The sequence below is a fragment of the uncultured Roseibium sp. genome (genome assembly GCF_963675095.2).
In the GTDB taxonomy this organism is placed as follows: domain Bacteria; phylum Pseudomonadota; class Alphaproteobacteria; order Rhizobiales; family Stappiaceae; genus Roseibium.
Genome location: NZ_CAXXSJ010000028.1, coordinates 1 through 23,024, shown reverse-complemented (window position 1 = coordinate 23,024; position 23,024 = coordinate 1). Strand labels below are relative to the sequence as shown.

Sequence of the window (23,024 nt, the reverse complement as noted above, 5' to 3'; positions counted from 1 at the left end):
CAAAGAGTGAAGTGGGTCTGGGCAATTTGACCGGTTCAGAGTGCGCAGGGGTCTGCTAAATTTTCCATCGTCATGATCCCGACCAAATTAATTGACTAATTTTCATTGGATTTTCCCGGTCCGGATCGGCGATGGTGCGGACCGGTCAATACGTTATGGAGGTTCCTGGAGATGAAACTAACCTGGTACGGTCATTCCGCGTTCAAGATGGAAATTGCGGGCGCATCGATCCTGATCGACCCATTCCTCACCGGAAACCCGAAGTTTCCCGAAAGCCTGACCGTGGATCAGGTCGCAGAAGGCGTGACCCATGTACTTCTGACCCACGGGCACGATGATCACATCGGCGACAGCCTCGACATTTGCAAGAAGACGGGCGCGCAACTGACCGCCAATTACGAGATCTGCATGTGGGCCAACGGCAAGGGTGTGGAGAACATCAACCCGATGAATTCCGGCGGCTTCCTCGATGTTGGACCGTTCAAGGTCGGCCTGACCGTGGCGCACCATTCGTCGGCCTCCGCGGCAGACGGCGACGGGTTCAAATACATGGGCAATCCGCACGGCCTGATCGTGGCGGCGCCGAACGAGCCGGTGCTCTATCACATGGGCGACACGGACATCTTTTCAGACATGGCCCTGGTCAACGAGATCTACGGACCCAAGGTCGGCATCGTGCCGGTCGGTGACCGCTTCACCATGGGCGGCAAGAGTGCAGCACTTGCCTGCACCCGCTTTTTCGATTTCGACACGATCATTCCCTGCCACTACGGCACCTTCCCGATCCTGGACCAGAACGCCGACACCTTTATCGAGGCGCTGGGCGCTTCTGCCTCCAAGGTGAAACTGCCGATGCCGGGCGACACGATCGAGGCCTGACGGCGCGTCTTGAAGTGCCATCATGACGGCTCGTTCCCTTTCAGGCGGGGGGCGAGCCGTTCTTTTCATTAAATGACGTTATGAAAGCAGTTTGAGCGTGGCTGAGCGGTTGGCAGATATTATCGATCGGGTGCAGACCATCCTCGCGACGGGCCGCTTTCTGGCAGCCCATGACGAGGCGATCTCGGGCCTGCAGCAGTATCCATCCGATCCGGCGCTGAGCTATAACGCCGTTCTGGCGATCGCGCGGGCCGGGGCGACGGAACGGGCGATGGAGCTTTACCGGGAGCTCGATCTGCCGGGGCTTCCCGTCGAAGACCCGAAGCTGAAGCTCGATATCGGTGCGCTCTGGGGACGCCTCCACAAGGACCTGGGCCTGCAGACGCGAGGCGAAGCGGCGCGAGACCATTTTCAGGCGTCCGCCGATGCCTATTGGGAGGTGTTCCGACAGACGGGCGACGCCTATCCGGCCATCAACGCGGCGGCACTCTACTGCTGGATCGGGGAGATGGAGAAGGCGGAAGACCTCGCCTCCCGATGCGTCAGCGCATGCGAAGGCATGACTGACTACTACTCGCTCGCAACCCTAGCCGAGGCTTATCTCATCCTGAGGTGTCCGGCCCGGGCGACGGCGGCGCTCGCCCGGGCCGCGGACCTCGGGGCCGGCCGGGCCGAAATGGCGACCACGCGGCGGCAGCTGAAAAAGACCTGTCAGGTTCTCGGACTGGACGAGGATCTTCTATCGCCGCTGACACGCGGTCCGATCGTCCGTTATCTCGGTCACATGCCCTGGCCGGATCTCGATGGTCCGGCTGAGGCCCTTCTGAAGCAACGGATCGGGGATTTTGTAACCCAAAAGAAGGTGGAGACGGCTTATGGCGCGCTTGCCGCCGGTGTCGATATTCTTGCGGCGGAAGTGATGCTTGCGGCCGGTGTCGAACTCCATGTCATTTTGCCGCTCGACGTCGATGAATTTCTGGCTGCTTCGGTACTGCCGTTTGGCGGCCTGTGGCGGGAACGGTTCGAGGCCTGTCTGGCGGCTGCCAAAAGCGTCGCGTTTTCCGCATCCGGCGGACAACCCGCGGATGGCGCCAGTTTCCGCTATTGCAGCGCCTTTACCCGGGGCGTAGCCGCCCTGCAGGCGCAGGCCACCGACGCCGAACTGCATCAGCTCGCCGTCTGGAACGGGACCCCCGTCAGGAAGCCAGGCGGAACGCTGGACGATATTCTCATCTGGCAGGGCCGGTCACGGCCGCAGACGATCCTCACCACGAAAGGAGACCCCGTTCGGCCCGGAGACTTGCCTAATGTGCCGCCTATTGCCGGCGATGCCGACCGTGAGATCCGGGCTGTCCTGTTCGCGGATTTCGCCGGTTTCAGCAAGTTGAAGGAAGCCGATATCGGTCCGTTTTTATCCCGAAGCCTGGCGGTCGTCGCCGATGTGGCTGCACGGCATGAGGCCGGAATCCTTTGCCGCAACACCTGGGGCGACGGCATCTTCCTCGTTCTCGATACGGTGGAAACGGCGGCGCGGCTGGCCCGGGACATCCTGGACGCGCTGTCCGGTCCGGGAGAGGCGGAAGCAGGGCGTCTGCCGATCCGGATCGGCTTGCACGTGGCCCCGATGTCGCGCATCGCGGATCCGCTGACAGGCAGGACCACCTATGTCGGTGCGGAGATCTCAAAGGCGTCGCGGATCGAGCCGATCGTGCCGGCAAACAGCATTTACGCAACCGAGGCCTGCGCGGGCGCGCTTGCCCTTTCCGGCGACCGGACGGTGCAGAGCGAATACATGGGCATGGTGGAACTTGCCAAGTCGGCGGGGATGATGCCGATCTTCCGGCTGAAGGCTGTCGCTGGTTGAGCGGACAAGCTCTCCGAAATGCTTCAAGACCTGGAAAAGCAAAAAGGCCGGGTTGCGACCCGGCCTTTCTGTTCACCTAGGTGATATTTGCCTGGAAATCCCTGATCGGGATCCCGCACTGGCTTCAGACGAGCTGCAGGTTGTCCGCAGCCGACTTGCCGGAGCGCTTGTCCTGGACGACTTCGAAGCTCAGCTTCTGGCCTTCCGTGATCGGCGGAATGCCGGCGCGCTCGACAGCGGTGACATGGACGAACACGTCCTGGCCGCCGTCGTCCGGCTGAATGAAGCCGAAGCCTTTGGTGGAATTGAAGAACTTCACGGTACCGATGGGCATAACGATTTCCTTTCAATCGGTCATGAGAGTTTACACTCCCGCGTTTCGCGCGAGCGTGCGGTTAGGTCGACGTTGATAGGGAAGATCGTTTCGGGCGGTGTGAGCCGCATTGTCACAAAGTTCGTCAAACAATATCGATAGAGCGGTTATCTAGGTCATGATCATGTTGGAAACAAGGCATTTCTGAAAATTTTCGGTTTATATTTTGGAAAAGCTTTCCCGGGAAAGAAAAATTGCAAGTTTTCGCGGGCGTTCCGGCAAGGGGCGGTTATCCCTGACCCCAAGCTCGAGGGGCTGCATGCCTTCGCCCGGGATTTGATGATCACCCGGGGCCGTGGCGGGAAGAAACACGAGCTGCGGTCTCCGGGCAAGGTCTGCCCGGAAATCGGGTGGATGGCAGGCCGGCCTGGCCGGGACCTTCAGCTGAAGATCCCGACAATGGTCGGTCTACTCGGCACGTCTCCCGGTTTCGTTCAGCTCCGCATCGAGCTCGATGTCGAATTGCTGGCCGCCCTTGCAGATCACGTCGTCAAGCTCATAGCCGTCTTCGGTGACCTCGATATCGTCGGGCGCCATCTGGCACTCCATGGCGGCGAGCTTCGCCATGATCGCGGCTTCCGTCTCGGCGTCCACTTCGCCATCGGCGGCAAGCGCGCCGGTGGAAAAGGCCAGCACAGCGGCAAGGGTAAGGATCGTTGCCTTCATCGGAGGATCTCCCGTTATTGAATGTTGCCAATCATTGGATATTGAAGGTGACTTTTTGAGCGTCGCCGCTGGAACCGGGAATGCGCAGCACATGGCTTCCGGGCTTGATGGCGATGAAAGACAGTTCCGCCGTGCCGGCGGCATCGAACTCGATGCTGTCGATGGCCATCGGCCGAACTTCGATCTTGTTGATGACGATCTCGTTCATCCAGATGGCGCGAAAGAAATCGGCACCCGAAACAGCGAGTTCTGCCGACCCGTCGGCGGTGATCTCGAGCTTGTAATAGGCTCCGGACTGGAGGGTGTAACTGCCGTCCTTGGAAAGCGGCTGACCGGAGGCCAGGGTCAGTTCAATGGGCTCCCCCCGATTGCAGGCGGCCAGAAGCCCGGCGAAGCCAAGATCGTTGCAGAGCGGGGCGGCTGCCGCCGGGCCTGCGAAAATCGCCATAACCACGGCCGCGAGTGTGCGTTTCATCTAAGTCTTCCTCCCTATCGATTATTATTCCGGCGTCACCACGACGCCCCAGGGCTGTTGGCCCACCTGAATGGACTTGATCGCTTCCTGGGCGTCGACGTCTATGACCGTGACGTCGTTGGAATTGCCGTTGGTCGTGATCAGGAATTTCTCGTCGGGGGTGAAGGCCAGTTGCCAGACGCGCTGGCCGACAACGATGTATTTCTCCACCGCGTAGGTCTCCGCGTTCACCACGGCGACCCGGTTCGCCGGCCCGAGCGCCACGAAGAGCCATTTACCGTCCGACGTGATCCTGGCGCCCACCGGCTGCAGCCACTCATGCAGTACACCGGGGACTTCGAAGCCGATCTTGTGAACCAGGGTCGGTGTGCCGTCGGCGGCGATGTCAATGACGCTGACCGTGCCGCCAATCTCGGAGGTGACGAACAGCTTGGTCCCGTCGGCGGAATATTGCGCGTAGCGCGGACGTTGGTCGACCAGCACGTTGTGCTTGATCCGGTAATCGTCGGTGGAGATGAAATGCGCCATGTTCGTCGTTTCCGACGTGTTGACGACCCATTTCGCGTCCGGGCTGATGCCCATGCCTTCCGGTTCGACGCCGACCGGCACCTCGGCCAGGACCATATGGCTCTGCGTGTCGGTCACGGTGACCAGGTTGTCGTCCTCGTTGGCGATGTAAAGCGGGTTGCCCGAGGGGTGGATCACGAAAAGCTCCGGGTCGGGACCGGAGGGGAGGGTGTAGAGCTCGCGATAGGTTTCGGTGTCGAAAACCCGCACGGCGTCATCGTCGGAGGCGCAGACGTACAACAGCGCGCCGTCCGGGCTGATGGTGATCCCGCGCGGACGGTTGCCGGCCGGAAATTCTTCCAGCACCTCCCAGGACGCGCTGTCGATCACGGTGACGGAATTGCCTTTCTCGTTGCTCACGAAAACCTTGCCGGCAAAAGCAGGTGGGGCGGCCAGAACGGCGAGACAGACAGCGGCGAAGAAACGTCCGGTCATCGGGCACTCCCTATTCAAATGTGGTGCAGCGGGATTCCGGTGCGTCGATCCCCAGGGTGTCGAGCGGCGAGGTCTGATGCAGGAAGCCTTCCTGCGGAGAGACGCTGACGGTCATGCGACCATTCGACAGCAGGATCGGCTGGCGCGTCTGTCCGTTCCAGGGGCGTACGGTCACGGGGACGCCCTTGAACGCGGCCAGCTCGAAGGTGTCGGAGAGGATGTAGTCCTTCAATGCGGCCGCATCTGCCTTGCCGGTTCGCGTGACGGCCTCGCCCACGATCCGGAGCGCAAGCCAGGTCTGGTAATCCGCGTCCTCCATGTGCCGGCCGGCAAGCTGCTCGAACCGGCGCTGGAGCTGTGTCGCCCCCCAGCTTTCGTGGGTCGGATCCCAGGTAACCGGCCGCAGTCCGGCCGATCCGGCGACCGGCGCGGCATCCCAGGTGTGGTAGGGCAGATATTCGCCGAAGACGTCACTCGCGTCCGCGGCAACGACGACGTCATGTTCAGCCGCGCCCTGGGTGAAGGTCGGGATCTGACGCTGGACCAGCACGTGTCCGGAATCGGATACCCTCGAGCCGCCGGTATCCACGAACGTGCGTTCTTCCACGATCCGGGCGCCGAATTTCTCCGCCGAGACACGGTAGGCTTCGGTCAGGCTGACGTCCTGCGGATTGGATCCCCCGATCAGATACCAGCGGGTCCAGCGCTTCCACACCAGGAACTGGGCGACCGCGTCGGTGCGCATGGCGTCGCTAGGTGCGGCATGAAGAACATTCGCACGGCAGTTTTCCGACCGCAGCGACGTGTCGCCGGCCCATGCATTGAGCAAAAGAACGCCTTCCGGCGCCGCATCGGACAGGGCCAGGAGATTGTCGGCTCCGGCCAGGACGACGATCAGCCGGTAGCCGTCGTCCACCAGTACCTGAAAATCGGCGAGGGCGTTTTCCGGCGTCGTGGCCACGGTCTGCGTTTCGAAGGTATGCCCGAGGAAACTGCCGGTGGTGCTGTTGTCTTCGGTGGCCAGCATGGCACCTGCGAACCCTCGGTCTTCCTTGGGAAGGTCCAGCCGGGAAAGGGGAAGGAGCGAGGGGGTGTCAACCCGAAGGACAGCGGCCCGAATATCTGATGCCGAGGCCGGGAGCATGGCCGCGAACACCAGGAGGTGGGATAGAACAAGCCCCTGTCCCAGGCTCAAGAGCCTGCGTCCCGGTGTGTTCCGCTTCAAAGATGACCTGTCGATTGTCCCGGCTCCTTCCCATCTTTCGGTTCGAAGCGTAGCATCGGTCCCACGCACCGTGCTTCCCAAAAGGCCTTGGGAATATTCGGCAAATCAGATGCCAATTGTTCCCGAAGATCCGTTCTTTCGTCGACGGATCCCGTTCCCGGCGCTACCATCCCTTGTCAAGATTGAGGAGGAAGTCGTGTTCGCACGGATGCATCTGCGGCATCAGGTCGTGCTTTGCATAGGCCTGGTTCACCTGATCGCACTGATCCTGACGACGGCCCTTCTCGTGCTCAACGCACGGGATGCGGTTCGGCTGGAGGTCGAGTCGGGGGCGAAAAGCGCAAGGGCGCTGGTGTTGGCGACCCTCGGTTACGCTCTTCAGGAAACGGCGCCTTCCGAAGTTCTGCCGAGACTTGCGGAAACTCTGGTCGCGCCGCGGCATGTGAGTATCGCCCTGGTCGATGGGCGCCGTGGCCTTCTGCCGTTGCGCCAGGTCGGTGAGGCGGGGCAAGTGAATGCAGTTCCGGATTGGTTCGTGCGGCTGACGGTACCCGGCTTCAGAGAAATCCGGATACCGGTCCAGTCGAACGGCAACCGCTATGGGTATGTCTCGATCACCATGGCACCGGGAGACGAGATCGCCGAGGTCTGGCACGATGTCGCCGGCATCTTCTGGATCGTCTCCGTCTCGGCGCTGGTGTCGGCGTTGATCCTGGCCTGGCTCGTCAACCGGACGCTCCGGCCTCTCGATGCCCTTCGCGCGGCTCTTGCCCGGCTCCGGGAGGGCAGACATTCTGCCAGGCTCGGTCGCAGCACCAGCGCCGATCTGGCACCCATATATCAGGGGTTTGACGACCTGTCCGAAGCGCTTGAGACCGCCGAAGCGGATCGCACCCGGTTGAATCGCCGCATCGTGGAACTCGGCGATGCCGAGCGGCGCACCATCGCCATGGAATTGCATGACGAGTTCGGGCCTTGCCTGTTCGGTCTGAAGGTCAAGGCGTCCGCGGTCGTTCGGGCCGCGGAACGACTGGAAGATCAGGACCTTGCGCAGGACGGGTCGGCCATCCAGTCGATCGTCGCACAGATTCAGGCCTCCAACAGCCGCCTGCTGACGACACTCAGGCCGATGGCCATCGGCCAACTGCCGCTTGTCGATGCGCTCCTGGATCTTTTTCAGGCGTTCCGCAAGACCCATCCGGATATCGACTGGCAGGTCGATCTTCAGCAAGCCCTGCCCGACACGCCGGAGATCGTCGACCTCACGGTCTACCGGTTTTTTCAGGAGGGGGTGACGAATGCACTTCGCCACGGTCAGCCCGGACGCATCACCGCCTCCCTGTCCCGGGAGCAGGAAACGGATGCCGGTCCGGTCCTGCGTCTCATCGTTGAAGACAACGGTTTGGGTATGGACGGCGGCATGACCGGCGGACGAGGTCTGGCTGCCATGCGCGACCGGATCGATGCCGTCGGCGGTCAATTGAACATCGGTCCGGCCGAGGGCGGGGGGACACGGCTGGAATCCAGCGTGCCGCTGTTGTCTCTGCCGGAAAACGCTTTGGAACTGCGGGCAGCCTCATGAAATCTGCACTTGTCATAGACGATCATCCGGTCACTCATCTGGGCTGCGGCCAGTTGTTGCGCGAGCTGGACTACGATCCGGTGCTGGAAGCACTCACCGACCGGGACGCGCTGTCCCTTGCCGAGGTGTATCTTCCCGGCCTGATCGTACTCGATCTCGGCATGCCCGGCGTAGGAGGCCTGAACCTGATTGCGCCCTTGCTGCGCCGGATTCCGAAAGCTCGCATTCTGATCTTTTCGATGAACGAACAGGCCGCTTTCGTTTCCAAGGCGCTTGCCGCGGGTGCTTCCGGGTATCTGAGCAAGAATTCGGGGCCGGAGGATTTTCTCGACGCGGTCCGGAGCCTGGAAGCGGGCAAGGCCTATCTGCCCCATGACATGGCCATGTCGTTGGCAACTGCGAAGATTGGCGGCCATGCCGACCCCCTGTCCATGCTCACGGAACGCGAGCACCAGGTCCTGCGTCTGCTTGGGCAGGGTCTGGATCTCCAGTCGATCGCGGACGACCTGCGGGTCAGCTACAAGACGGCAGCCAACGCATCCTCCGCGATCAAGAAAAAGATTGGCGCCAAAAGCACGACGGAACTGATCCGCTACGCCATATCCGCAGGCGTGGTCAGTTAGGCTGTAGGGATGACCGCCATGGCTGGAAGCGGCCGACCGGAATTCAACGTAAATGCCGGTAAAAGGCGTTCGCTGCTGACAGAAGGCTGTCAGGAGAGGTGTGGAAGTGTGTCCTTGCAGGATCGCGTCTCCTGCGGTCTAGTCAGAAGGACATTCCCCATGAAATTCGCTTCCACCCGCCTGATCGCGGGCGACATCAAAGCTATGGTCGGCTTCTACGAGCTGGTGACCGGCCAGACGGCCGACTGGCTCGCGCCCCAGTTCGCCGAAATCGTCACACCGTCCGCGGCCCTTGCCGTCGGCAGCGCCGACACTGTGGCGCTGTTCAAGGAAGGCAGCGCGGAACCGGCGGCCAACCGCAGCGCGATCCTGGAATTCATGGTCGACGACGTGGATGCCGCCTTCGAGCGGATCAAGGACAGCGCTGAAGTGGTGCATGCGCCCAAGAACCTGCCCTGGGGCAACCGCTCCGCCCAGTTTCGCGACCCGGAAGGCACCATCGTGGCGCTTTACACGCCGGTCACGAATGCAGCCAAGGCGCGGTTTGCGGGGCGGTGAGAGATGGCGAAGCGGGTGCAGGCGTAATTTGTGGGGTCGAAGGCCTGCACCCGGTATTGTCGCCTCAGGCGTTTGTCATGTAGGCGGATGTGACCACCTGTCCCCCCAGCCCCCGTTGCTGGGGGTGAGGCCTGGTCTCAAGGGTCCTGAGCAAGAGACTTTCGTCCTCTACGTCGGCCAGTTCATGGGTCCAGACGCGGAAACCGGTGAGTTCGTAGTTGCCGAAGGAGGTTATCATCGCGACATCGGACGCATCGTGCCCCCTCACCATCAGGATCCGGCCAATTCTGGGGACGTTGTAGCGGGCGTCGCAGGTGTGCCATTCGCCTTCCATGAACACCTCGAACCAGGCGCAAAAATCGTCGAAACCCGCATCGGGAACGCCGACGTCGCCCAGATAGCCGCTGGCATAGCGCGCGGGAATGTTCATGGCTCGGCACAGACTGATCGCCAGGTGGGCGAAGTCCCTGCAAACGCCCGTCTTTTCTGCGAGTACGTTTCCAGCGGTCTTGTCCGGACGGCCGAATTTGTAGTTGAAGGTGACATGGCTGTGAACGAAGTCGCAGATCGTCTGAACCCGCGGCCATCCCGCTTCGGTCCAGCCGAACTGTTTCCAGGCAAAATCGCCCAGGAGGTCGGAATCGCAATATCGGCTGGCCACCAGATAGGTCAGCGTCTCGTTCGGAAGATCCTGCAACCGGGTCTGCCGCAGGCCCGGTTGGACCCTGTCCGGCAATCCGTCCACTTCCACGATCGAATCCGACCAGAAGGTGGAGACGCCGGCCGGTGCGGTCGCGCGGGTCACGCGGTTGCCGAACAGGTCGGTGTATTCCGACAGGTCGGTCACGCTGGAATTGCGGACATAATCCGACCCGATCATTCTTCCGGCAAAGGTACTGTGTACCGACAGGGCCAGCAGCATCGGGACCGGGACAGGGCAGGTGACGGTGATTTCGAATCCAATCCGTATGAGCAAGATGGATTGTCCTTGTGTGCGAGGGGATTAGCGTCCAAGCTGAAGAGCTTCCAAAGCCACGGACAATCGGCGGCGACAAAGGTTCAAATGACAAATGCCATTCGCGTCGTACACACTACACGATATCGCTACAGCCAACCGGTAAAATTCGGTCCGCACCGGCTATTGCTGAGACCAAGGGACGGACACGACCTGCGGCTTGTCTCGTCGGCGATTGCCATCTCACCGGAACCCTGCTTGCGCTGGCACTTCGACACGTTCGGAAATTCCGTTGCCATAGCGGAATTTTCCCTGCCCGCCGATATGCTGGAAATCAGAAGCGAGCTTCTGATCAGGCGGTTCTCGCACGAAGATTTTCTTGTTTCGCCCGACCGGACCGGAAGCGCCTATCCATTTGTCTACTCCAGCGAGGACCTGATTGACCTCGCGCCGTTCATTGCGCTCGAAAATCCGCGGGAACGCTCAAAACTGGCAGCCTGGCTGGGGGGAGACGCCGGCAAGGCACCGGGTGAGGTGTTCGCTTTTCTCCGAAACCTCTCAGATTCCATCAATGACAGGCTGTCTTATATCCGCCGCGAACGAATGGGTACGCAAAGTGCCGCGACGACCATCGACTCGGGAACGGGCAGTTGCCGCGATTTCGCCTTTCTGTTCATGGAGGCCGCGCGTCATTTCGGTTTCGCCGCCAGATTCGTTACTGGTTACCTGCATACCGCGGCGGACGACGATCACGAGCACACCGGAGGCGGATCGACCCACGCCTGGGCGGAAGTCTACCTGCCGGAGGAAGGCTGGGTGGAGTTCGATCCAACCAATCGCATTATCGGCAGCCCGGACCTGATCCGCGTTGCGGTCACCCGGACACCGTATCAGGCGATACCTGTCAGCGGCACATATGATCAGCGGTTCGGCACGCTCTACCACGGAATGGAGGTCGATGTGCGGGTCGCGAGTGAGCCCTACAACCCCTTTGGCGTCCTTTAGGACGCCAAATGAGCTCTAAATTGCAGCCGTTCGCGCCTGCCGGAAGGAAACGAGCCGTCGGGCGTTTTCATCCCAAAGGACAAGTTTTACGCATTTGAGGCTCTGCACCAGGGTGATGCGACTTACATTGCGCAGTTCCGGGTGATCCCGCAGCACCTCCGGCAGGCGGTAGAACGGAATCTTGGCAGCCAGGTGATGAATGTGATGGATGCCGATGTTGCCGGTGATCCAGCGCAGCAGGAAGGGGAGGTCGTAATGTGAGCTGCCGTGCAACGCGGCGTGCTGGAAGTTCCAGTCTTCGGCCTCGGACCAGTGTGTGTCCTCGAACTGATGCTGGATGAAGAACAGCCAGACCCCAGCACTGGCCGCCATCCAGGTGATCGGAAGCTGTACCAGTAGAAACGGGCCGATGCCGACGAGCCAGATCATGACCGCGACCGGAAGGGCGATGCCGAGATTGGTGGCGATGGTCGAGATCCAGGGCTGGGCTCCGGAGCGCATCAGGCCGACCGGCAGCCGGTACTGGCAGACGAACAGCCACGCCGGGCCAAGACCGAACAGGATCAATGGATGGCGGTAGAGCCAGTAGCGTGCCCGGCCCAGCCAGGGCAGAGCCCGATATTCGCGTACCGTCAACGTTTCCACATCGCCGACCCCACGCCGGTCCAGGTTGCCTGCCGATGCGTGGTGAATGGCATGGGTGCGGCGCCAGTAGTCGTAGGGTGTGAGCGTGAGCACGCCGATGATCCGGCCGATCCAGTCATTGAGGCTGCGCCGGGCGAACAGGGCCCCGTGCCCGCAATCGTGCTGCAGGATGAACAGGCGGACCAGAAAGCCGGCGGCGGGAATGGTGAACAGGAGCCCCCACCAGTGATCATGGACGACCGCGATCGCGGCCAGGGCCCAAAGGACTGTAAACGACAGGACCGTCGCGGCTATCTCGACCGCACTTCTGAGCGGGCTCGGCTTTCTGTAGTGCGCGAGAACCTGCGCCCAGGAGGGGTCCTTGCCGACTATCGCGGTGTGCGTGGCAGTTGTTGTCTTCAAATGGTTTCCAACCGTGTTTGCGGTTCGGGGTCAGGAGCCGGAGCGTTTGCTGTCGTCGGCAGCGCGGCCTTTGGCCGATGCGGGTTCCGGTTCGCGCGCCAGCATTTCCATACGGGCCGCCTTGAGCCGCGCTGTCTTGGTCTTGCGGATTTCGGCTTCAGTCCGCGCGATTTCCTTGGAAACGCGTATGGTGATTTGGGCCCTGGTTTCCGCGGTCAGCCTGGTTGACCCTAGGCGGGACCCCTTGATCGTGGCAGCGGTCATGGCTTCTTTCCTTTGGCTCGGTTGGAAGTTAAAAAAGGCCGGGCAACAACCCGGCCTTTCCACTCACCTTGATGGCTTGCACCAATACATCCGTGGTCAGGAACCAGGGGAAGGGCGTCAGGCGATTTGCAGGTTGTCAGCGGAGGATTTGCCCGAGCGGCTGTCCTTGACGACGTCGAAGCTCAACTTCTGGCCTTCCGCGATGGCGGGGATGCCGGCGCGCTCGACAGCGGTCACATGGACGAATACGTCCGGGCTGCCGTCGTCCGGTTGAATGAAGCCGAAGCCTTTGGTGGAATTGAAGAACTTTACGGTTCCGATTGTCATAACGATTACCTTTCAATCGATCATGAGAGCATGCACTTTACGGATGAGCGTGCGGTTGGGTCGACGTTGATAAGGAAGATCGTTTCGAACGGCAGTCGCCGCGTGGTCACAAAGTTCGTCAAACAATATCGATGCGTTTGTACTTAATTCAGAATAATGTTGAAAACAAGTCTCGTCCGAGAATAATCAATTTTTCTTTGAGAAAAACTTTCGGAAGTGAAGAAAATATCTTAATTCCCGGATGTTTTTCATCGTTTTAACCTCATTTAATGAGGCTGTGATCCCGTCACCATAGCCACCCGTTCAATACGATGCAGGTGATTATCGTGAAGCTGACGAGCAAGGCCGTCATGCCAGGCACGCCGGATTCGTCACAGCGGCGGAAGTAAGGGCGGAGGGAAGGCACGGCGGTTTCCTTTGCCGGGACGAAGCTGGAACCTTCAACGGCCGGGACCCGTCCCACAGGCTGCCGGTCCCTCTTCCTGCGCCGGAAATCGACCCGATGCAAGTCATAAATATGTTTTTAGAAAAGAAATATCTTTAATTGCAGCAATGGATTTGGAATCATTCAAATTTTCAATTTTATATTCCTTGAATTTCTTTGATATAGACCTTATATAAGGATAATAATAATCATAAATATTTTAAATGCCCTCGGCTGTATCGAGTATTATATTCAATTCAGCCTAAGAGAATACATGTCGCATGGCCCTAACGTTGTCCGGTTATCCGATCCGGACCGGGCGTGCCCCCCCCATCTCTTTCTTTTTCCGCCGGTATCTGACGGCGCGTCGTGGGTATTCGGCTTCGACCGTTCAAGCGGGGCCGGACGCACAGGGGAGGAGACCCAGACCTCGAAGTAAGGCGGTCGTCCGCGGTCTATCCCCGATCCGCCGTTCCGTGATCGACCAAATCGAAGGAACCGGCGCGACGGGAAGCGCCGCCGCATCAGGGTCAACTCGTTCAGACAAGCAAAGGAAAGCAAGATCATGTCCAGAAATCTCAATACAGTCTCACGGGAGGAAGCGACCCGCCGCTTCTCGGTCGGACAGATGGTCCGCATGAAGAGCGGCCGTCCCATGAACGACACCCGGTCCGCCGACACTTATCACATTACCGCGGTGCTCCCGCCGGCGGGAGGAAGGCCGCAGTACCGTATCCGCAACCGGGCGGAAAGCCACGAACGCATGGCGACCCATGACCGGCTGGAGCCGGTTATGCTGTCGGAGGACGCCCGAAACGACGCCCTCCTCATCGCAAAGACGTTCGGCCCGCGCTGACGGTCTCCGCAGCCCGCATCTTTGCCGGCCCGGCATTGCCGGTTGCGCGCAATACCTGCGTTTGGGCTGTCTTGCGCATGAGCGAAACGAGGCTTTCGCGATGTTGGTGGCGACCGGTCTGACGGGAAATCGAATGAACGGCGAAGGCTGCAAGTCTTTGCCTGTATTATTACTCTATACGGAATTTTATTCCGCTCTTTCGAGAAACAGGGGGATTTTTCACCACTTGCGTGTTACAAGGACAGACCGGCACGCAATCTTGCCTGCCTGTTCCCAACACTGATTGGATCTCATCATGCAATTTCCCGAATGGACGAAACCTGCGCTCGTGGGCGCGGGAGCGGGCGCTGTTGCCCTGGCGATAGTCGGATTCGGCTGGGGCGGATGGATGACCGGTAGTTCCGCGATGGAAATGTCGAAAAAGCAGTCCATGGCCGCCGCCGTCACCGCGCTGACGCCTTATTGCGTCCGGAAATCGAAAGACGATCCGAATTCGGCCGACCTCATGGCGAAAATCGAGGAAGCCAGCGGCTATAAAAAGCGCAGCATGGTCGAGGAAACCGGCTGGGCAACGCCGCTTGGCGCGGAAAAGCCCGATCGAGCACTCGCGGAAGCCTGTCTTTCCGCATTGACCGGAAACACCTGACCGACCGCCGGCGCGCCCGAAGCTGCGCCGACCAGATAGTGAAGCCGCGGTCTCCGCGTCTTCATGGCTCCGCGCCTTCCCGGACCTCCGCCCTCGCAAGGCCTGTCAGTCCGGGTTCTGTCTGCTTCCCTGCCGACTCCTTTCCTCCGAGCCTTGCGGGATCCCGTTGCCGAAACCGGCCGGGGCAAGGAAACTCCCTTCGACACCGTAACCGCTCTGAAAACCGGCACCCGGCCTGATCCGATGTCTCGGGAGACCTGAGTTCTGCATACGGGAAAGATCTCTCAACAAGGCAATTGCTGCTGACAGAAGGCTGTCGGGAGGGGTGTGGGATTGTGTCCTTCCAAGATCGCGTCTCCTGCGGTCAAGGCAGAAGGACAACGCCCCAATGAAATTCGCTTCCACCCGCCTGATCGCGGGCGACATCAAAGCTATGGTCGACTTCTATGAGTTGGTGACCGGGCTGACGGCCGACTGGCTTGCGCCCCAGTTCGCGGAAATCGTCACGCCCTCGGCGGCCCTTGCGGTCGGCAGCGCCGAGACCGTGGCCCTGTTTCGGGAAGGCAGAGCGGAACCGGCCGCCAACCGCAGCGCGATCCTGGAATTCATGGTCGACGACGTGGATGCCGCGTTCGAGAGGATCAAGGACAACGCCGAGGTGGTGCATGCGCCCAAAAACCTGCCCTGGGGCAACCGCTCCGCCCAGTTTCGCGACCCGGAAGGCACCATCGTGGCGCTTTACACGCCGGTGACCGAGGCGGCGAAGGCGCGGTTTGCCGGGCGGTGAGTGGGGATGAGACAGGCTTGTTGTCCGCACGTTAAGGTGAGATGACGACGGCAGGCCGTCGTCAGTGGGGAGGTCCTTTTCGTGTTCCCAATCGCCCCATTCTGTGCGTGACACGCCTTCGGTCACAAGCGCTGTGTTACCGCCAATAGGCGGCGAGGAACACTTACTTTCAGGCCTCGATCGATAATCTGCGGGGAACAGCCTTCGGCCCGTAGCGGACCCGGAGAGCCGGCGATATGATCCCGCACCGCGGTAACATGCTTTGGAGAAGCCGGTTGTGAGCAGATTTTGGAGCCCGTTCGTTCGGGATCTCGTCCCCTACGTTCCAGGCGAACAGCCGAAGGACAAGGTGTTTATCAAACTCAACACCAACGAAAACCCCTACGGTCCTTCGCCGCATGCCCTGGAAGTGATCCGAGATGCGGCCGGCGACGATCTGCGGCGCTATCCGGACCCGATGGCCACGGACCTCAGGGCCGCCATTTCGGAAGGCCTCGGCCTGACTGAGGATCACGTCTTTATCGGCAACGGGTCGGACGAGGTCCTTGCCCATGCCTTCAACGGCTTCTTCCGGGACAAGGGGCCGGTGCTGTTTCCCGACGTGACCTATAGCTTTTATCCGACCTATTGCCGGCTGTTCGAGCTGGCCTCGCACCATGTCCCGCTCGACGAGGACTTCCGCCTCGATCCGGAAGACTATCGCGGCAGCTGCGGCGGGATCGTGATTGCGAACCCCAATGCCCCGACCGGCATCGCGATCGGGCTGGACGAGATCGCGCATGTCCTGTCCCGCAACCCGGATAGGGTCGTTCTGGTCGACGAGGCCTATGTGGATTTCGGTTCGGAGAGCGCCGTCTCGCTGGTGCCGGAGCACGACAACCTGCTCGTCGTACAGACCTTTTCCAAGTCGCGCAGCCTTGCCGGAATGCGGGTCGGTTTCGCTGTCGGCCAGCCTCATCTGATCGAGGGGCTGCTGCGGGTCAAGGACAGCTTCAATTCCTATCCCCTCGACCAACTGGCGCTTGCCGGTGCCAAGGCCGCCTGGCACGATCGGAATTGGTTCGAAGAGACCCGGAAGCTGGTGATGACCGACAGGGATGCGACTGCCGACGCCTTAAGCGGACAGGGCTTTCGGGTTCTGCCTTCGAAGACGAATTTCCTGTTTGCCTCCCACCCGGACATCAGCGGAGCGGCCCTTCTGGAAGCCCTGCGCAACGAAGGCATCCTCGTTCGCCATTTCCGTGGGACACGGACCGGCAACTGGCTGCGGATCTCTGTCGGCACCAAGGAGGAATGCGGCAGGCTCGTGGAGGCGACCGGCTCTATCCTCAGCCGGGCAACCGCGTGACGAACGCTCTTTCACGCCGCCTCGCTCAGTCCGTTTCGCGTGCGCTGTCCAGAAAGCCGACGATGGCCGGCACAAGGTCCTTATGCAGGGGAAGGGTGGGGTCGGTGTAGGTTGCCAGCGGTTTCCCGTCGACGTCCGCCTTCAGCAGATGTGTGCTGCCGGGAAGGGTCACCCGCTCGGCCTGAGGCATGGCATTGCCCAGAAGATCCGTGTCCTGCGGGCGGACCTGGAGATCCGCATTGCCCTGAAGGATGAGCGCGGGGCCGTGCCAGTCGCGCGCGACCGAGACCGGATCGTAGGAGAACAGGTCGATCATGTAGCGCTGTAGCCCGGGTGCAAAAAGCGGTTGCAGAGCCGGTGTCATCGGCGCGGGATCGCGGCGTCGTCCGGCTTCCAGATCGGCGACGATGGCCCTGATTTCCGGCATCAGCGGCGCGTTCGCCGGGTTGGCCTGCAATTGCTCGATCAGCAAGTGCCCGGCCGGACGCCCGGATGTCGCCATCAGGATCAGACCGCAGAGGCTTTCGGGCGCGTTCCGCGCGGCCACCAGCGCGACCAGCCCGCCTTCGGAGTGGCCCGCGATCCAGACGCAAGGGGCAAGGCCGGCGGCCCGTTCGACCCAGCGCCGGACATCCTCGGCATAGGCGGCGATGGTGACGTCGTTCGGGTCAGTTATGGCGGAAGCACTTCCATAAAGCCCGCGCTTGTCGATCCGCAGCGATGCGATGCCATTCGCCGCCAGGCCCTCGGCGAGCATCTTGTAGGTATCGGACGCCAGGCCCATTGGGGCGGAATTCCCATCCCGGTCCGTCGGCCCCGATCCGGGGACAAGAACGACAGCATGGGCGGCGCCCGGAACGGCAATCGCCTCGGCCTCAAGCGGCCCCCGTGGTCCTTGTATCTGAACAGGTTCCGCCATCGCCAAAGCCGGGAATAGAAAGAGAATTATGCAAAGCAGACGCATCATTTCCTCTGGATGCAGGGGCGTAGCATAGGAAAGGGGAGGGCCGGCGGCAACGGCGGCAAATGCTGCTTGTCCGCCCGCCTGATCAAGGGCCGCAAATACAAGCTGCGCATCCGGCTTTATGACAGTCGGGTAGAAGGCGATACGGTGGTGATGATGTGGTGAGGTGCCGCAAGACAGTCCTGCTCGTGTGTTGTGCCGATATCCTATAATTCCTCGATCTAAGGGTGATTTATAAGTGAGCTGCAGCGGGGGGCGGTTCTCCGAACGAATGAACGGCTTATGCGGGGCAGCTATCGGCCCATTCCGGACTTTCACGCGACCTGCCGGTGCCGCGATGCGGCGTCCCGAAAGCGGCCGTCGGAGACGTCGCGCAGCATCAGTCAGTTCGCGAAGGTCAACAACGCGGGACGAAGCTGATATTCACGAAATCAGAGGCGCTGGCCGTAATCGGCGCATGGAAGGCATTAGCTTCGCCCCGAATTCGGCGGTTGTATGCGGAAAGACCAGTTCAGATCAGAGCGCCGAAGGCGTCAATTTGCTTCGAGAGTGCGAACAACGCTTTCTGCGGTGATCGCTGGTCCTTGGGTTAGCTTGTTCATCGGTTGTATGATCGATGCGATGGTTGAGCTCCGGGTTTCGGCGGCCAAGTCTCTACGCTGACAATAAAATCGACTTGCTTGGTGTTCTGGTGAGCCCGGTAGTCCAGGCTGTAATAGACACGAATGCTGGTGGACTTGAGAGTTCGTCCGCTCAGTCCACTGAAGAGCACGCGGATTCGTATGTCGCCATTGAAGTTGAAATAGTCAGCGACGTGTTTGACGGTCGCAAGGAAACTGTTGGCGTAGGCAACTGATGCGCGATCCAAATGTGCTGACCTCTCTCCCACGTGATTGATGACCTGCCCTCTACGGCGCTCTTTATCCATTCGGTGTCTTCCCAGTAAGAGATGACTTCTGTTCCGCTCAAGCACTCGCTTAGCCGCCATATCGCACGGTGATCGAAGTCTGTGGTATTCACGTGAACTTCGAGACCGTCATGATCCGCAACTTCTATGACAAAAGGGCGATAGGGCGAATTGTAATTGTTTTCGAAGAAGGTATAGCGCCCGCGCGCGTCGTGCGGACGATTGCGTAAGCACTCAGTCAACTGATCGGTTGTGACCGGCTCGGCGTCAACCAGCTGGAAACCATAGGCTATAAAGCAATTCGTGAGATCAATCTCATACGGATGGTCCTGAGCCTCAGCCTTCCACCTTGCAACCATGTGCTCAAAGTCCGCGTCAAATACATTTTGTTCCTCGGCTTCCAGTGCAGGTCGAGGTTGCTCAATCATCGTCGATAATGCACCCAGCAATGACGTCTTGTCAGCCAGCACGCAACGTCTGATCACGTCCTGCCATTCATCCGGCGTCTCTATAGGCGCGGAAAACAGGACCTGCCTTGCGAATGTAGTGGACGCCCTTCGCGACGCCTTGTGTGCGACCGCGGTCGTCGTTCGGTCCATTCTTCTTTCCACAAACCGGTGACGTACCGCACGATGGAACCCAGATGACCGGAACAGCGAAATCTATTCCATCAGGTTGCTGCATGCTAACGGTGCAGTGTGGCGAAGGTTGAAGGTACGTTGCCGCGATTTGGTTAATCTGATCTTGGTCGACATCGGAAATATCTTCAGGGATTTCATCTGGGTAGGATCCGTCATCTTCGCGCCCCAGCACGATCCACCCACCTCCATGGTTTGCCAGAGCGCAAATCTCCTTCGCGAGCTTCGCTTTGCCGACCTTATCGTTCAACGGAAGGGCGCGCTTGAACTCGACGTCCAAGTCTTCGTTTGGAAATTCGAGGGCTTGGCTGAAATCTAGCGGAAATTCGATTGGCATGATTGTTTCTGACGCGCTGGTTGCTTGTATCAGTTCAAGAATATGGAGAGACCGGGCATTGAACTGCGCTGTCCTCACCCAGAGGTTCTATCAAGCTTTGTTCTTTTGCAATGTTCGCCTCCTGCACATCACGGACGTTCGTGCCAGACGCGGCGCAGGTCGGCTCTCCGCCCTTCATGTCGATCCGCCAGGTTCCGGACCGGATCTCCGGGTGAATGTCCGCTTCCGCGGCCGATCAGGGATGCCCTCGCGACTGCGGCGAAGGTCTCCAATCCGCCCAAAGAATCCTCCGGCCGGTCAGACATCAACCCATCACCCATTCCCTCGCCGCAACCCGTCCACCAGCACATCCACCAGCCGTGTCACCGATGTCCGCCAGCCGGGGCGGTCGTGGGGCGTGGCAGAGGCCGACGAGGGCGCGCAGGAGGTCTTCCGGCGTGATGTCGGCGCGGATGTCGCCCGCTTGCGAAGCGCGGGAGAGGAGGGCGGTGGCGGCGGTGGTCAGGCGCTTCGACGAATAGGCGAACAGGTCCTGCTTGCCGTCGGTGGCGAGCGCGAGCGTCGCCATCATGCCCTTCTTGGTGGCGACCACCTCGACGCCTTCGCGCAGCCACTGGCGCAGGGCCTCCACCGGTTCGGTTTCCTCCGAGAGGCGCTCGGCCAGATCGCCGAGGCGGTCGATGTCGCCCCGGTAGACCGCCTCGAACAGGGCGTCGCGGGTGGGGAAATGGCGGTAGAGCGTGCCGATGCCGACCCGGCCTTGCGGGCAACGCCTTCCAGGCTCGCGCCCGGGCGCCGGCGGTGAACACCTCCCGGGCGGCCTGCAGCAGCAGCCCGCGGTTGCGCTTGGAATCCGCGCGGGTGTTTGCGGGTTGCCTTGGCCGGTTTCTGCTCCATTTCCCTTCGTATACTCCGTCGTTCTTACATGAATTTTCGTTCGGGTCTTGCAAAACGGAGGGTGCCTCCGTATAGTAACACCGTACGCCGAAGCTGTGTTACCCCAAACCGCCTGACGACGGCCCTTTTTAAACGACATCCTCAAACCGTTTCTCCGACTGACCGCACAGCGTCACCGACGGCGTCGACTTTTGTCCAACATTCGAGCCATGCGGCTCATCAGCTCTTGTCTTTAGCTCTCGCCACGAACGGAGCCATCCATGACCTATACCATCCATCTGACCCTGAACGGAACGCCGCGCGAGATTTCGCTCGAGGATCCCAGGGTCACCCTGCTCGATCTCCTGCGCGAACGCATCGGCCTGACCGGCGCCAAGAAAGGCTGCGACCGGGGCCAGTGCGGCGCCTGCACCGTGCTCGTCGACGGCCGGCGGATCAATTCCTGCCTGCGCTGGCCGTCAGCCTCGACGGCGCTGAGATCACCACCATTGAAGGATTGGCAGAAGGCGACAGCCTGCACCCGGTGCAGGAAGCCTTCATCGCCCATGACGGCCTGCAATGCGGCTTCTGCACGCCGGGCCAGATCATGAGCGCCGTCGGCCTGATTTCCGAAGGCCAGAGACGGACGGAGATCCGGAGCGGTGTATGCGAATGCATGAGCGGGAATCTCTGCCGCTGCGGCGCCTATGCGGGCATCACCGAGGCGGTGCTCGATGCCCGACAACAGATAACCGAAACCGAAGACCGGGCCGAAAAGAGGAGTGCACGCGCATGAATTCCTTCGACTATATCCGTCCCGCCACTGTGGCCGAGGCCATTGCGGCTGCCGCCGAGCCGGGCTCTGCGTTCCTTGCCGCTGGCACCAATCTTCTGGACATGATGAAGACCGGGGCCCTGCGTCCGGACCGGCTGGTGGACCTGAGCCATCTGCCGAGGCTTTCCGACGTGGAGTGGCTCTCTGACGGCGGCGTGCGCATCGGCGCGCTGGTGCGCAATGCGGATCTTGCCCACGATCCCGTGTTCGCGTCCCGCTTTCCGGCGGTGGCCGAGGCGTTGCTTTCAGGCGCTTCCGCGCAGCTCAGGAACGCGGCGACCGTCGGCGGCAACCTGATGCAGCGCACCCGCTGCCGCCACTTCGCCGATCCGGCAAGCGCCTGCAACCGGCGGGTTCCGGGCTCCGGCTGCGATGCCATCGGCGGGGAGACGCGCAGCTGCGCCATCCTCGGCCATTCGGAGGGCCTGCGTCGCTACCCATCCGTCCGACTTCTGCGTGCCGCTGGCCGCCCTCGACGCGGTGGTGGAGATCGCCGGGCCGACCGGAACGCGGGAGGTGCCGCTGGAGGAATTCCATCTGCTGCCGGGCGACCGGCCGATGGTGGAGACCATGTTGGAACCGGGCGACCTGATCACCGGTCTGCGTCTGCCGGCGGAGGCGGTGCGTTTCAGCGCCCATTCCCGTTACCTGAAGCTGCGTGACCGGACGTCCTATGCCTTCGCTCTGGTTTCGGCGGCGGCCTGCCTCACCATCGAGGCGGGGGAAATCACCGAAGCAAGGATCGCCCTCGGCGGGGTCGCGGCCAAGCCCTGGCGGGCGAAGGCGGCGGAACGGGTGCTGATCGGCGCGGCGCCGGGTCCGGAACCCTTCTGGCGGGCGGCCGAAGCCGCGCTCGCGGACGCCACACCGTTAAGCGGTCCTGACGGCGACAACGCCTTCAAGATCGGGCTTGCCGGGCGGATCGTCACCCGCGCCCTGAAAGCCGCCGCCGCCGGAACCCCGGCGCGCGTTCCGGCTCTGCCCGGTTCCGTCCATGTTGCCAATGGAGATCCTGCCCATGCCTGAGATCACACCGCTTCCGACCGCCATGCCCGCGCGCATGGGGTCCAATTCCGGCCAGCCGGTGAACCGCCGCGACGGCATTCTGAAAGTCACCGGCCGCGCGCCCTATGCCGCCGACGCCCGGCGCGAAGGACTGCTGCACGCGGTCTTCGCTGCAGCCACCATCGGCCGTGGCCGGGTGGACCAGTCTCAACGTGGAGGCGGCCAGGGCCCATCCGGGCGTGGTGGAGGTGCTGACACCTGCCAACCGGCCGCCGCTTGCGCTCAATCCCGACGACAAGCCCGGCGTCTTTTCCTTCCGCGTCGAGGTGCTGCAGGACGACACCGTCCGCTATGCGGGCCAGCCGATCGCGCTGGTCGTCGCCGAAACGCTGGAGGCGGCGGACGGAGGGTGCGGCGCTGCTGGCCCCGACCTACGAGGCGGAGCCGGTCGTGGCCGGGCTCGATCACGAGGCCTTCGTGCCCGAAAGCGTCGGCATCGGCATGCCTGCGAGCATGGCCAAGGGCGATGTGGAGGCCGGGCTTGCCTCCGCAGTCC

25 protein-coding genes and 2 pseudogenes are annotated in these 23,024 nt (G+C 61.4%); 14 read left to right on the top strand and 13 right to left on the bottom strand.

Annotated features, from left to right (window positions below):
- Positions 1–171 precede the first annotated feature (171 nt).
- Both ABIN98_RS09640 and ABIN98_RS09635 read left to right on the top strand, forming a co-directional pair.
- Entirely contained in the window at positions 172–879 is a 708-nt protein-coding gene (locus ABIN98_RS09640) for a metal-dependent hydrolase (protein ID WP_346909518.1), read from the top strand.
- 97 nt (positions 880–976) lie between these two features.
- Positions 977–2,743 carry an adenylate/guanylate cyclase domain-containing protein gene (locus ABIN98_RS09635; RefSeq protein ID WP_346909514.1) on the top strand — a complete coding sequence of 589 codons (1,767 nt, stop codon included), beginning with the start codon at positions 977–979 and terminating at the stop codon, positions 2,741–2,743.
- Between the two features lie 124 nt (positions 2,744–2,867).
- On the opposite strand, the gene ABIN98_RS09630 is transcribed toward ABIN98_RS09635, so the two are convergent.
- The 5 genes from ABIN98_RS09630 to ABIN98_RS09610 all read right to left on the bottom strand — a co-directional run bounded on the left by ABIN98_RS09630 (position 2,868) and on the right by ABIN98_RS09610 (position 6,403).
- Positions 2,868–3,077 carry a cold-shock protein gene (locus ABIN98_RS09630; RefSeq protein ID WP_346909512.1) on the bottom strand — a complete coding sequence of 70 codons (210 nt, stop codon included), beginning with the start codon at positions 3,075–3,077 and terminating at the stop codon, positions 2,868–2,870.
- Positions 3,078–3,524: 447 nt separating this feature from the next.
- Entirely contained in the window at positions 3,525–3,782 is a 258-nt protein-coding gene (locus tag ABIN98_RS09625; protein WP_346909510.1) for a PepSY domain-containing protein, read from the bottom strand.
- 31 nt (positions 3,783–3,813) lie between these two features.
- The gene (locus ABIN98_RS09620) at positions 3,814–4,257 is read right to left on the bottom strand and encodes a hypothetical protein (RefSeq protein WP_346909508.1); all 444 of its coding nucleotides are present in this window, start codon (positions 4,255–4,257) and stop codon (positions 3,814–3,816) included.
- 24 nt (positions 4,258–4,281) lie between these two features.
- Complete coding sequence (locus ABIN98_RS09615; RefSeq protein ID WP_346909506.1) at positions 4,282–5,259, bottom strand: YVTN family beta-propeller repeat protein; 978 nt, start codon at positions 5,257–5,259, stop codon at positions 4,282–4,284.
- A gap of 10 nt (positions 5,260–5,269) precedes the next feature.
- Positions 5,270–6,403 carry an ABC transporter substrate-binding protein gene (locus ABIN98_RS09610; protein WP_346909954.1) on the bottom strand — a complete coding sequence of 378 codons (1,134 nt, stop codon included), beginning with the start codon at positions 6,401–6,403 and terminating at the stop codon, positions 5,270–5,272.
- A 277-nt stretch (positions 6,404–6,680) separates the two neighbouring features.
- Here ABIN98_RS09610 and ABIN98_RS09605 point away from each other — a divergent pair, with 277 nt between their 5' ends.
- From ABIN98_RS09605 to ABIN98_RS09595, 3 genes are all read left to right on the top strand, one after another.
- Entirely contained in the window at positions 6,681–8,066 is a 1,386-nt protein-coding gene (locus ABIN98_RS09605) for a histidine kinase (protein ID WP_346909504.1), read from the top strand.
- Positions 8,063–8,689 carry a response regulator transcription factor gene (locus tag ABIN98_RS09600; RefSeq protein WP_346909502.1) on the top strand — a complete coding sequence of 209 codons (627 nt, stop codon included), beginning with the start codon at positions 8,063–8,065 and terminating at the stop codon, positions 8,687–8,689. The genes ABIN98_RS09605 and ABIN98_RS09600 overlap by 4 nt, the downstream gene beginning before the upstream one ends.
- Before the next feature lie 159 nt (positions 8,690–8,848).
- On the top strand, positions 8,849–9,247 hold the full coding sequence (locus ABIN98_RS09595; protein WP_346909500.1) for a VOC family protein: 399 nt from the start codon (positions 8,849–8,851) through the stop codon (positions 9,245–9,247).
- 64 nt (positions 9,248–9,311) lie between these two features.
- Here ABIN98_RS09595 and ABIN98_RS09590 read toward each other — a convergent pair whose 3' ends face one another.
- Entirely contained in the window at positions 9,312–10,223 is a 912-nt protein-coding gene (locus tag ABIN98_RS09590) for a transglutaminase family protein (protein ID WP_346909498.1), read from the bottom strand.
- Between the two features lie 87 nt (positions 10,224–10,310).
- Here ABIN98_RS09590 and ABIN98_RS09585 point away from each other — a divergent pair, with 87 nt between their 5' ends.
- Complete coding sequence (locus tag ABIN98_RS09585; RefSeq protein ID WP_346909497.1) at positions 10,311–11,207, top strand: transglutaminase family protein; 897 nt, start codon at positions 10,311–10,313, stop codon at positions 11,205–11,207.
- A 15-nt stretch (positions 11,208–11,222) separates the two neighbouring features.
- On the opposite strand, the gene ABIN98_RS09580 is transcribed toward ABIN98_RS09585, so the two are convergent.
- From ABIN98_RS09580 to ABIN98_RS09570, 3 genes are all read right to left on the bottom strand, one after another.
- Positions 11,223–12,254 (bottom strand): fatty acid desaturase, encoded by a 1,032-nt coding sequence (locus ABIN98_RS09580; RefSeq protein ID WP_346909495.1) that lies wholly within the window; start codon positions 12,252–12,254, stop codon positions 11,223–11,225.
- A 30-nt stretch (positions 12,255–12,284) separates the two neighbouring features.
- Entirely contained in the window at positions 12,285–12,518 is a 234-nt protein-coding gene (locus tag ABIN98_RS09575; protein ID WP_346909493.1) for a hypothetical protein, read from the bottom strand.
- A gap of 117 nt (positions 12,519–12,635) precedes the next feature.
- Positions 12,636–12,845 carry a cold-shock protein gene (locus tag ABIN98_RS09570; protein ID WP_346909491.1) on the bottom strand — a complete coding sequence of 70 codons (210 nt, stop codon included), beginning with the start codon at positions 12,843–12,845 and terminating at the stop codon, positions 12,636–12,638.
- Between the two features lie 989 nt (positions 12,846–13,834).
- On the opposite strand from ABIN98_RS09570, the gene ABIN98_RS09565 reads away from it, so the two are divergent.
- From ABIN98_RS09565 to hisC, 4 genes are all read left to right on the top strand, one after another.
- Positions 13,835–14,125, top strand: a complete 291-nt coding sequence (locus tag ABIN98_RS09565) for a hypothetical protein (RefSeq protein WP_346909489.1) — start codon at positions 13,835–13,837, stop codon at positions 14,123–14,125.
- Positions 14,126–14,420: 295 nt separating this feature from the next.
- Positions 14,421–14,771 carry a hypothetical protein gene (locus tag ABIN98_RS09560; RefSeq protein WP_346909487.1) on the top strand — a complete coding sequence of 117 codons (351 nt, stop codon included), beginning with the start codon at positions 14,421–14,423 and terminating at the stop codon, positions 14,769–14,771.
- Between the two features lie 388 nt (positions 14,772–15,159).
- On the top strand, positions 15,160–15,558 hold the full coding sequence (locus ABIN98_RS09555) for a VOC family protein (protein ID WP_346909485.1): 399 nt from the start codon (positions 15,160–15,162) through the stop codon (positions 15,556–15,558).
- Positions 15,559–15,835: 277 nt separating this feature from the next.
- A complete protein-coding gene (gene hisC, locus ABIN98_RS09550; RefSeq protein WP_346909483.1) occupies positions 15,836–16,906 on the top strand; it encodes a histidinol-phosphate transaminase in 1,071 nt (356 codons plus the stop codon).
- A 25-nt stretch (positions 16,907–16,931) separates the two neighbouring features.
- On the opposite strand, the gene ABIN98_RS09545 is transcribed toward hisC, so the two are convergent.
- From ABIN98_RS09545 to ABIN98_RS09530, 4 genes are all read right to left on the bottom strand, one after another.
- Positions 16,932–17,825 (bottom strand): alpha/beta fold hydrolase, encoded by an 894-nt coding sequence (locus tag ABIN98_RS09545; protein ID WP_346909481.1) that lies wholly within the window; start codon positions 17,823–17,825, stop codon positions 16,932–16,934.
- A gap of 798 nt (positions 17,826–18,623) precedes the next feature.
- Positions 18,624–19,247 (bottom strand): hypothetical protein, encoded by a 624-nt coding sequence (locus ABIN98_RS09540; protein WP_346909479.1) that lies wholly within the window; start codon positions 19,245–19,247, stop codon positions 18,624–18,626.
- Between the two features lie 25 nt (positions 19,248–19,272).
- Positions 19,273–19,752: an ATP-binding protein gene (locus ABIN98_RS09535; RefSeq protein ID WP_346909477.1), complete on the bottom strand. Its 480-nt coding sequence runs from the start codon at positions 19,750–19,752 to the stop codon at positions 19,273–19,275.
- A gap of 304 nt (positions 19,753–20,056) precedes the next feature.
- Positions 20,057–20,788 (bottom strand): TetR/AcrR family transcriptional regulator, encoded by a 732-nt coding sequence (locus tag ABIN98_RS09530; RefSeq protein WP_394701476.1) that lies wholly within the window; start codon positions 20,786–20,788, stop codon positions 20,057–20,059.
- Positions 20,789–20,909: 121 nt separating this feature from the next.
- Between ABIN98_RS09530 and ABIN98_RS09525 the strand changes: the two genes are divergently transcribed.
- The 4 genes and pseudogenes from ABIN98_RS09525 to ABIN98_RS09510 form a co-directional block, all read left to right on the top strand.
- Positions 20,910–21,239, top strand: a complete 330-nt coding sequence (locus tag ABIN98_RS09525; RefSeq protein ID WP_346909475.1) for a 2Fe-2S iron-sulfur cluster-binding protein — start codon at positions 20,910–20,912, stop codon at positions 21,237–21,239.
- Positions 21,173–21,424 (top strand): 2Fe-2S iron-sulfur cluster-binding protein, encoded by a 252-nt coding sequence (locus ABIN98_RS09520; protein ID WP_346909473.1) that lies wholly within the window; start codon positions 21,173–21,175, stop codon positions 21,422–21,424. The genes ABIN98_RS09525 and ABIN98_RS09520 overlap by 67 nt, the downstream gene beginning before the upstream one ends.
- A pseudogene (locus ABIN98_RS09515) lies at positions 21,421–22,489 on the top strand (FAD binding domain-containing protein). Before ABIN98_RS09520 ends, ABIN98_RS09515 begins: the two are co-directional and overlap by 4 nt.
- A pseudogene (locus ABIN98_RS09510) lies at positions 22,482–23,024 on the top strand (xanthine dehydrogenase family protein molybdopterin-binding subunit); the annotation flags it as partial. The pseudogenes ABIN98_RS09515 and ABIN98_RS09510, both read left to right, overlap by 8 nt.